Annotated in this window: 7 protein-coding genes; 3 read left to right on the forward strand and 4 right to left on the reverse strand. The window is 72.7% G+C overall.

Annotated features, from left to right (window positions below; genetic code table 11):
* Positions 1 to 72: 72 nt before the first annotated feature.
* Entirely contained in the window at positions 73 to 522 is a 450-nt protein-coding gene (locus ACFULQ_RS18830) for a PPOX class F420-dependent oxidoreductase (protein ID WP_383545084.1), read from the forward strand.
* 117 nt (positions 523 to 639) lie between these two features.
* Here ACFULQ_RS18830 and ACFULQ_RS18835 read toward each other — a convergent pair whose 3' ends face one another.
* On the reverse strand, positions 640 to 1,557 hold the full coding sequence (locus tag ACFULQ_RS18835; protein ID WP_383545087.1) for an MBL fold metallo-hydrolase: 918 nt from the start codon (positions 1,555 to 1,557) through the stop codon (positions 640 to 642).
* Between the two features lie 99 nt (positions 1,558 to 1,656).
* Here ACFULQ_RS18835 and ACFULQ_RS18840 point away from each other — a divergent pair, with 99 nt between their 5' ends.
* Entirely contained in the window at positions 1,657 to 2,610 is a 954-nt protein-coding gene (locus ACFULQ_RS18840; RefSeq protein WP_383545090.1) for a cupin domain-containing protein, read from the forward strand.
* Positions 2,611 to 2,793: 183 nt separating this feature from the next.
* Here the strand turns inward: ACFULQ_RS18840 and ACFULQ_RS18845 are convergent, their stop codons facing one another.
* Both ACFULQ_RS18845 and ACFULQ_RS18850 read right to left on the reverse strand, forming a co-directional pair.
* Complete coding sequence (locus ACFULQ_RS18845; protein WP_383545093.1) at positions 2,794 to 4,134, reverse strand: MFS transporter; 1,341 nt, start codon at positions 4,132 to 4,134, stop codon at positions 2,794 to 2,796.
* 134 nt (positions 4,135 to 4,268) lie between these two features.
* Positions 4,269 to 4,934 (reverse strand): TetR/AcrR family transcriptional regulator, encoded by a 666-nt coding sequence (locus tag ACFULQ_RS18850; RefSeq protein WP_383545096.1) that lies wholly within the window; start codon positions 4,932 to 4,934, stop codon positions 4,269 to 4,271.
* 141 nt (positions 4,935 to 5,075) lie between these two features.
* Here ACFULQ_RS18850 and ACFULQ_RS18855 point away from each other — a divergent pair, with 141 nt between their 5' ends.
* A complete protein-coding gene (locus ACFULQ_RS18855) occupies positions 5,076 to 5,951 on the forward strand; it encodes a shikimate dehydrogenase (protein ID WP_383545099.1) in 876 nt (291 codons plus the stop codon).
* Positions 5,952 to 5,994: 43 nt separating this feature from the next.
* Here the strand turns inward: ACFULQ_RS18855 and ACFULQ_RS18860 are convergent, their stop codons facing one another.
* Positions 5,995 to 7,458: a membrane-associated oxidoreductase gene (locus ACFULQ_RS18860; RefSeq protein ID WP_383545102.1), complete on the reverse strand. Its 1,464-nt coding sequence runs from the start codon at positions 7,456 to 7,458 to the stop codon at positions 5,995 to 5,997.
* Between the last annotated feature and the right edge of the window lie 57 nt (positions 7,459 to 7,515).

The following is a 7,515-nucleotide window of genomic DNA, read 5'->3' on the forward strand; positions in this document are numbered from 1 at the left end:
TCGCCGCGGGCTGCGGGGCTGCCGGTTTCCGCCCGGGGGAATGCGGGGCCCGGACGGGCCGGTTGACCGGGTATGACTCAGGACGCGACGCAGGACGCACTGCTCCGACTGCTCTCGGAAGGCCACGGCGGGGTGCTGACCACCCTCAAGCGCGACGGCCGGCCCCAGCTCTCGAACGTCACCCACGCCTACTACCCGGAGGAGCGGATCATCCGGGTCTCCCTCACGGACGACCGGGCCAAGACCCGCAACCTGCGCCGCGACCCCCGGGCGTCGTACCACGTCACCACCGCGGACCGCTGGGCCTACACGGTCGCCGAGGGCACCGCCGACCTCACCCCGGTGGCGAAGGACCCGCACGACGACACGGTCGAGGAGCTGATCCGCCTGTACCGCGACGTCCAGGGCGAGCATCCGGACTGGGACGACTACCGGGCGGCGATGGTCCGCGACCGGCGACTGGTGCTGCGCCTGCGGGTGGAGCGGGCGTACGGGATCCCGGCCAGGGGCGAGCGGGGCTGAGGCCGGCGGGCCGCGGGGCGACGGCGTCGCCGAGTCCGCGCACCCCGACCGGCCCTGAATCCGGCCGGGGGCTGCGGCGCCGAGAGAGATCCCACGTCGAGTGGGGGACCCGGACGGCTACCGGCTGGTGCCCGCCCACCGGCCGAGGGTGAACTCGCCGCCCTCCCGCCGGACTTCCACGGCGCCCGTACCGCCCAGGTGCGCGGGGACCACCAGTTCCCGTTCGTCCGCCGCCCGGTGCAGGATCCGGGTGCGGCTGGCCGCCGCCTGCCGGGGGTCCGCGCAGGCGCGGCTGTTGCAGTCGGGGTGCAGGATCTGCACCGGGCTGTGCAGCAGGTCTCCGACGAAGACCGCCCGGTCGCCGCCCGACGCGAGCCGCAGCACGGAGGACCCCGGGGTGTGGCCGGGCGCGGACTCCAGCGTGAGGTGTGCGTCGATGCGGTGCGTGCCGTCCCACACCACGGCCTGACCGGCCCGGTGGACGGGAGCGACGCTGTCCTCGTAGATCAGCCGGTCGACCTCCTGGAGGCCCTTCCCGGAGGCGTTGTCCGGGCCGAAGTGGGCGTCGTCGGCGGCCGGGATCAGGTACTGGGCGTGCGGGAACGTCGGCACCCACGCCCCGTCCGCGTCCCTGGTGTTCCAGCCCACGTGGTCGGCGTGCAGATGGGTGTTGACGACGACGTCGACGTCCTCCGGGCGGACCCCGGCCCGCTCCAGCCGGCCGAGGAAGTCGCCCTGGCGGCGATGGAAGGGGGGCATGCCCGGGCGGTCCCGGTCGTTGCCCACTCCGGTGTCGACCAGCACCGTCCGGCCCGTGCTGCGCAGCACCCAGGTCTGGAGCGCCAGCACCGCCCGGCCGCTGTCCGGCTCCCAGTGGTCGGGGGCCAGCCAGTCCTCGTTGGCCTTCCAGACGTCGGCGGTGACGTCCGGGAACATCTCGTCGGTGGCCATGAACGGCTGGTGCCACTCGACGACCCGGATCACCTCGACCTCGCCCAGCACCATCGACCGCGCACTCTCGTGTTCATTCGTCATGCCTCGACGCTAGAAAGCCCGGACGATCCTCTCAATGCGCTGCGCGCTCAGGAAGATACGTGATCGTCTCATCCCCCAGACGATCGATATCCTGGGCGCATGGATGTCGTCAGCGACGCGATCTCGGTCATGCGCCTGGGCCACCCCCTGTCCCGCCGGGTGCGGACGAGCGGGAGCTGGTGCGCGCGGCTGGAGGCGTACGAAGGTGCCGGCTTCCACGTCGTCCTGAAGGGCGGTTGCTGGCTGCTCCCCGACGGCGGCGACCCGGTGGCGCTCGGCGTGGGCGACGCGGTCCTGCTGCCGCACGGTGCGGGTCATGTGATCGCCGACTCCCCGCTCGACGCGGCGCTCGCGCGGCGGACCGCGGTGCCGTTCGGGCACTGGCGCGAGGAGCCGGCCCCGCGCACCCGGCCCGAGCCGGACGGCGCGGAGCTGCTGTGCGGCAAGTACTGGCTGGACTGCAGCCGGATCCATCCGCTGATGGCGGAGCTCCCCGAGGTCGTCCACCTCGTCAACCGGGTGGGCGCCCATCCCGAACTCCGCGCCGCCATCGACCTGCTCGCCGGTGAACTGGACGAGCGGCGGCCGGGTTCCTCCCTCGCGCTGCCGAACCTGCTGGACCTGTTGCTCGTCTACATGATCCGGTCCTGGATGGCCGAGACCACCGGCGGCGTCTGGCCCGGCGCCCTGGGCGACCCGGTGACGGCCACCGCCCTGCGCGCGCTGCACGCCGACCCGGCCGCCCCGTGGAGCAACGACCGCCTGGCCGCCGAGGCCGGTGTCTCCCGGCCCACCCTGGCGCGCCGGTTCACCGCCCTGGTCGGCCGCCCGCCGATGTCGTACCTCACCTGGTGGCGCCTGATCCTCGCCGCCACCCTGCTCCGTGACACCCCGGACACCCTGGCCACCGTCGCGGGCCGGGTCGGCTACGGCAGCCCGTACGCCCTCTCGCACGCCTTCGAGCGGGAGTTCGGCACCACGCCGGGGCGGTACCGGGCGCAGGCCGCGGAGCGGTCGGAGGCCGCGACGAGCGGTATCGGGCGCGGGTTCTGAGGTCGGGCGCGGGTTTTGAGGTCGCCGCGGCTTCTGAGGCCGGACACGGTTTCTGAGGCGGCCGGCCGCCTCGAGCCCCTCCCGTGAGCCCCCTTCCATGAGCCCCTCCCGTACGCCCGAGTCCCCGGAGCCGCGAGGGCGTCCGGGGACTCGGGGGACGGCGGCCGGTGGGCCGGGGCAGGGTCAGGCCGTCACCGTCTCCTTGCGGGCGGCCTCCGCGCGGGGGCGTGCGCCCAGGTCCTCCGTGGCGACCTTGTGGGTCTCGCGGGCCGTCAGCGCGGCGATCACCGGCGGGACACACAGGGCCGCCGTGAACAGGGCCACCGAAGACCAGTCCGTACCGTCGGGCCCCGCGATCCGCGCCGCGAAGGTCACCGCGAAGCCGGCCACGGCGAAACCGATCTGCGTGCCGATCGCCATGCCGGACAAGCGGACCCGGGTGGAGAACATCTCGCCGTAGAAGGACGGCCACACCCCGTTCGCCGCGCTGTAGACGACGCCGAAGGCGACGATGCCGAGCAGCAGCGTCAGCGGGTAGTTGCCCGTGGAGATCGCCCACAGGTACAGGAACATCGTCACCGCGCTGCCCACCGCGCCGATCAGGAACACCGGTCGCCGGCCGACGCGGTCCGACAGGGTGGCCCACAGCGGGATCGCGCCGAGCGCCACGAGGTTGGCGAGCGCGCCCACCCACAGCATCGAGGAACGGCTCATCCCGACCGCGTCGCTCGTCGCGTACGCCAGCGCCCACACCGTGAAGATCGTGGAGACCGAGGCGATGACCGCGCCGCCGATCACCCGCAGCACGTCCGCCCAGTGCTCCCGCAGCAGCACCGCCAGCGGCAGCTTCACGACCCCCGCGGAGGCGGCCTGCCGCTCGAACGCCGGTGTCTCGTCCAGCTTGCGGCGGATCACGAAGCCGACCACGGCGACCGCGACGCTCAGCCAGAACGGCACCCGCCAGCCCCAGGACAGCAGTTGGTCCTCGGGCAGCGAGGCGACCGGCAGGAAGACAAGCGTGGCGAGCAGCTGCCCGCCCTGGGTGCCGCTGAGCGTGAAGCTGGTGAAGAAGCCCCGCCGGTGCGGGGGCGCGTGCTCCAGGCTCATGGAGTTGGCGCTGGCCTGTTCGCCGGCCGCGGAGATGCCCTGGAGGACCCGGCACAGCACCAGCAGGACCGGGGCGAGGGTGCCCACCTGGTGACGGGTGGGCAGACAGCCGATGAGGAAGGTCGACAGGCCCATCAGGATCAGCGTGAAGACCATGATCCTCTTACGGCCCACCCGGTCGCCGAAGTGCCCCATGAAGAGCGCCCCGACCGGCCGGGCCGCGTAGGCGACACCGAAGGTGGCCAGCGACAGCAGGGTCGCGGTGGCCGGGTCGGACTCGTCGAAGAACACCTTCGGGAAGATCAGGGCTGCGGCGCTGCCGTAGATGAAGAAGTCGTAGTACTCCAGGGCGCTGCCGATCCAGGCGGCGGTGGCGGCCTTTTTCGGTTGCCCGACGGCTTCGGCGGGGACGGACACGGCGGTGCTCCTTCGGGGGCTCCGGGAGCTACCCAGCTAATTAACCCACTGGGTAGTTAGTAGCGGTTGCCGAGGATGGTGCGCCCGCCTTTCCCGCCTGTCAAGGGTTCGCGGCGGAGTTCGCGGCGGGGGAGTCAGTCCCCGGCGCGGTCCGCGGTCAGGTACGCGATCACCATGTCCCCGAGCATCGCCCGGTAGTGCTCGCGCTGTTCCGGGGCGACCAGGTCGCGGCCGAACAGCGCCCCGAAGGTGTGCCGGTTGGCCACCCGGAAGAAGCAGAACGAGCTGATCATCGCGTGCAGGTCGACCGCGTCCACGTCGGCCGTGAACAGGCCGGACTCCTGCCCCGAGGCCAGGATGCGGCGGATCACGTCGAGCGCGGGCGAGCCGATCCTGCCGAGCTTTGCGGAGGCGGCGATGTGCTCGGCCCCGTGGATGTTCTCGATGCTGACCAGGCGGATGAAGTCGGGGTGCTGCTCGTGGTGGTCGAAGGTCACCTCGGCCAGGCGCCGGATCGCCGCGACCGGGTCCAGGTGCTCGACGTCCAGCTCCTGCTCGGCCTCGCGGATCACGGTGTACGCCCGCTCCAGGACGGCCGTGAACAGCTGTTCCTTGCCGCCGAAGTAGTAGTAGATCATCCGCTTGGTGGTGCGGGTGCGGGCGGCGATCTCGTCGACCCGGGCGCCGTCGTAGCCGGCCCGCGCGAACTCCTGGGTGGCCACGTCCAGGATCTCGGTCCTGGTGCGGGCCGCGTCGCGGATCCGCCCGTTGGGTCGTGCCGGTTCGTCGACGCTGGTCATCGGGTTCCTTCGGGAGTACGGCCGGTGCCGCAGATTCTAGAAGGCGCGGCCGGGCCCTTCCCCGGCGGCGGTCCGGCTGATATAGCTAACGTACTGGTTCGTACATTAGTGATCCTTCATCGACCGGCTCAGGAGGTCCGCGTGGCCAAGGACTCGTTTCTCGTCGGACTGATCGGCGCGGGCATCGGGCCCTCGCTGAGCCCGGCGCTGCACGAGCGGGAGGCGGACCGGCAGGGCCTGCGCTATCTGTACCGGCGCATCGACATCGACGTCCTCGGGGTGCGTCCCGAGGCGGTCGGCGACCTGCTGCGGGCCGCTCGTGACCTGGGCTTCGACGGCCTGAACATCACGCACCCCTGCAAGCAGCTGGTCCTCGGACACCTGGACGCGCTCGCCCCGCAGGCCGAGGCGCTCGGCGCGGTCAACACCGTGGTCTTCGAGAACGGCCGCGCGACCGGCCACAACACCGATGTCACCGGCTTCGCCGCGTCCTTCGCGCGCGGGCTGCCCGACGTCCCCCTGGAACGGGTCGTGCAGCTGGGCGCGGGCGGCGCGGGTGCGGCCGTCGCGCACGCCACGCTCACCCTGGGGGCCGAGCGGGTCACGGTCGTGGACGCGCTCGCCGACCGGGCCGCCGCTCTCGCGGCCGCGCTGAACCGGCACTTCGGCGAGGGGCGGGCGGCCGCGGCCGGACCGGACCGGCTGCCCGGGCTGCTCGCCGAGGCCGACGGCGTCGTGCACGCCACCCCCACCGGCATGGCCGCCCACCCCGGCCTGCCCTTCCCGGCCGAGCTGCTCCGCCCCGAGCTCTGGGTCGCCGAGGTGGTCTACCGCCCGCTGGAGACCGAACTGCTGTGCACCGCCCGCGCGTTGGGCTGCGCCACCCTCGACGGCGGCGGCATGGCGGTCTTCCAGGCGGCGGACGCCTTCCGGCTGTTCACGGGCCGGGAGCCGGACGCGGCGCGGATGCTGGCGGACATCGCGGAGCTGGCGGACGTGGTCGGGGCGCCCGGGTAGACCTGTCCCTCAGACCCGGGCGGTACCCGCAAGTCCCCCCGGATCACTGCCGGTTGATGGTCCGCGTGACGCCCGCGAAGACCGTCGTCGCCAGGATCCAGCCCGCGATGACCAGGGCGTACGACAGCGACTGGTACCACCCGCGTGGCGCGAAGGCGCTCTCCTGGCCGAAGGAGATCACCGGCAGCAGCAGGTCGAGGGTGTAGAACAGCGCGTTGAAGCGCGGGGCCTCGTCGGCCTTGAGGGGCGGCGGATGGTGCAGGCCGTAGGCGAGGGTGCCGACGGCGAGCAGGGAGATCAGCCAGACGCAGGCGCGCAGCGGGTGGAAGCCGTAGCCGACGGCCGCGTCCTGGACGTGCCCCCACAGCCGTCCGTACCAGGGGAGCGTGGCGCGGCGCCGGCGCTGCTTGGCGAGCTGGACCTGCCGGGCCGCGTAGTCGTCCCCGATCCTGCGGTACGCGGCCGTCAACTGCTCGTAGGCCTGCGGGACATAGCCCTCCCGGTCCCGCTCCAGCATCGGCAGCCGGCGGGCGGGCGGTTCCTGCGGGGTGAGCGAGGTGTAGACGAGCCCGTTGAACTGCACCTCGTCCGGCACCGACTCCGGCTCCAGGAACAGCTCGTCGATCTGGGCGCGGCGCAGGGTGAGGCTGCCCTCCATGGCCGGGCCCTTGCGGATCCACAGCTCCCCGATGGTGCTGCTGCTCGCCCGCAGTGCCGCGTCGCCGGGGTTCGACAGATGGGCGTACGACAGGTCGAGGCGGCCCGCGACCCGGGCGCCGCGCAGCCCGATCCAGCCGAAGGTCTGCACGCGCCGCAGGTGGAGGTCGCCCTCCACGCCGAGGGTCTGGGCGTCGAGCACGAGGTCGCCGGGGTGACTGAGCCGGGCGTCGTTGAGGTTGACGGAACCGGCCACGGAAGCGCCGTTGAGCCGCACCTCGCCGTGGGCCCGCAGTCCCGGTGCCCACAGGTCGTCGCCGATGCTCATGTGGTTGAGCTGGAGCGCGGGTTCCCCGGCGCCGTCCGCGACGATCTCGGCACGGTCCATGAACAGCGCCCCGGCGATCTGCGCCCCGCCGAGCCGCACCGGGCCGTTCACCCGGCAGTCCGTCAGCCGCAGCACCGCCTCGATGTGCATGGTGGCGGCGGTGAGGCCGGGCAGCACGGAGTTGCTGAGGTTCAACTGGCGCAGCCGGCAGCCGTACAGCAGCGGTACGTCCTCGAAGTGGCAATGACTGAGGCGCACGGCGTGGTCGACGGTCCCGTACTGGAGCGAGAGCACACCGGTGATCCGGGCACCCGCCAGCTTCAGGGCGGGTATCTCACCGTCCTCCACGGGGCCGTTGAGCATCAGCGCCCGCAACACGGAGGCCCGCACGGTGCGTTCGGCACCCCACTCGGCACCGTCCGCCACGTCCTCGTCGGCCCCCGCCCGGAAGTCCACGGCCTCACCCCGGGAAAAGGCACGCCACACCCGCAGTTCGGCCGGGGTCAGGTTGTTGATCTCCATCAGCGGTGACTCTCCACCGCACCCGTCGCGGTGTCAACAGGCACTGGGGACGACGGC

It is taken from the genome of Streptomyces sp. NPDC057253 (genome assembly GCF_042669125.1).
In the GTDB taxonomy this organism is placed as follows: domain Bacteria; phylum Actinomycetota; class Actinomycetes; order Streptomycetales; family Streptomycetaceae; genus Streptomyces.

Coding starts and splice junctions, on each gene's coding strand:
- ACFULQ_RS18830 (WP_383545084.1), top strand. CDS start 73: ATGACTCAGGACGCGACGCAGGACGCACTGCTCCGACTGCTCTCGGAA.
- ACFULQ_RS18835 (WP_383545087.1), bottom strand. CDS start 1,557: ATGACGAATGAACACGAGAGTGCGCGGTCGATGGTGCTGGGCGAGGTC.
- ACFULQ_RS18840 (WP_383545090.1), top strand. CDS start 1,657: ATGGATGTCGTCAGCGACGCGATCTCGGTCATGCGCCTGGGCCACCCC.
- ACFULQ_RS18850 (WP_383545096.1), bottom strand. CDS start 4,934: ATGACCAGCGTCGACGAACCGGCACGACCCAACGGGCGGATCCGCGAC.
- ACFULQ_RS18860 (WP_383545102.1), bottom strand. CDS start 7,458: ATGGAGATCAACAACCTGACCCCGGCCGAACTGCGGGTGTGGCGTGCC.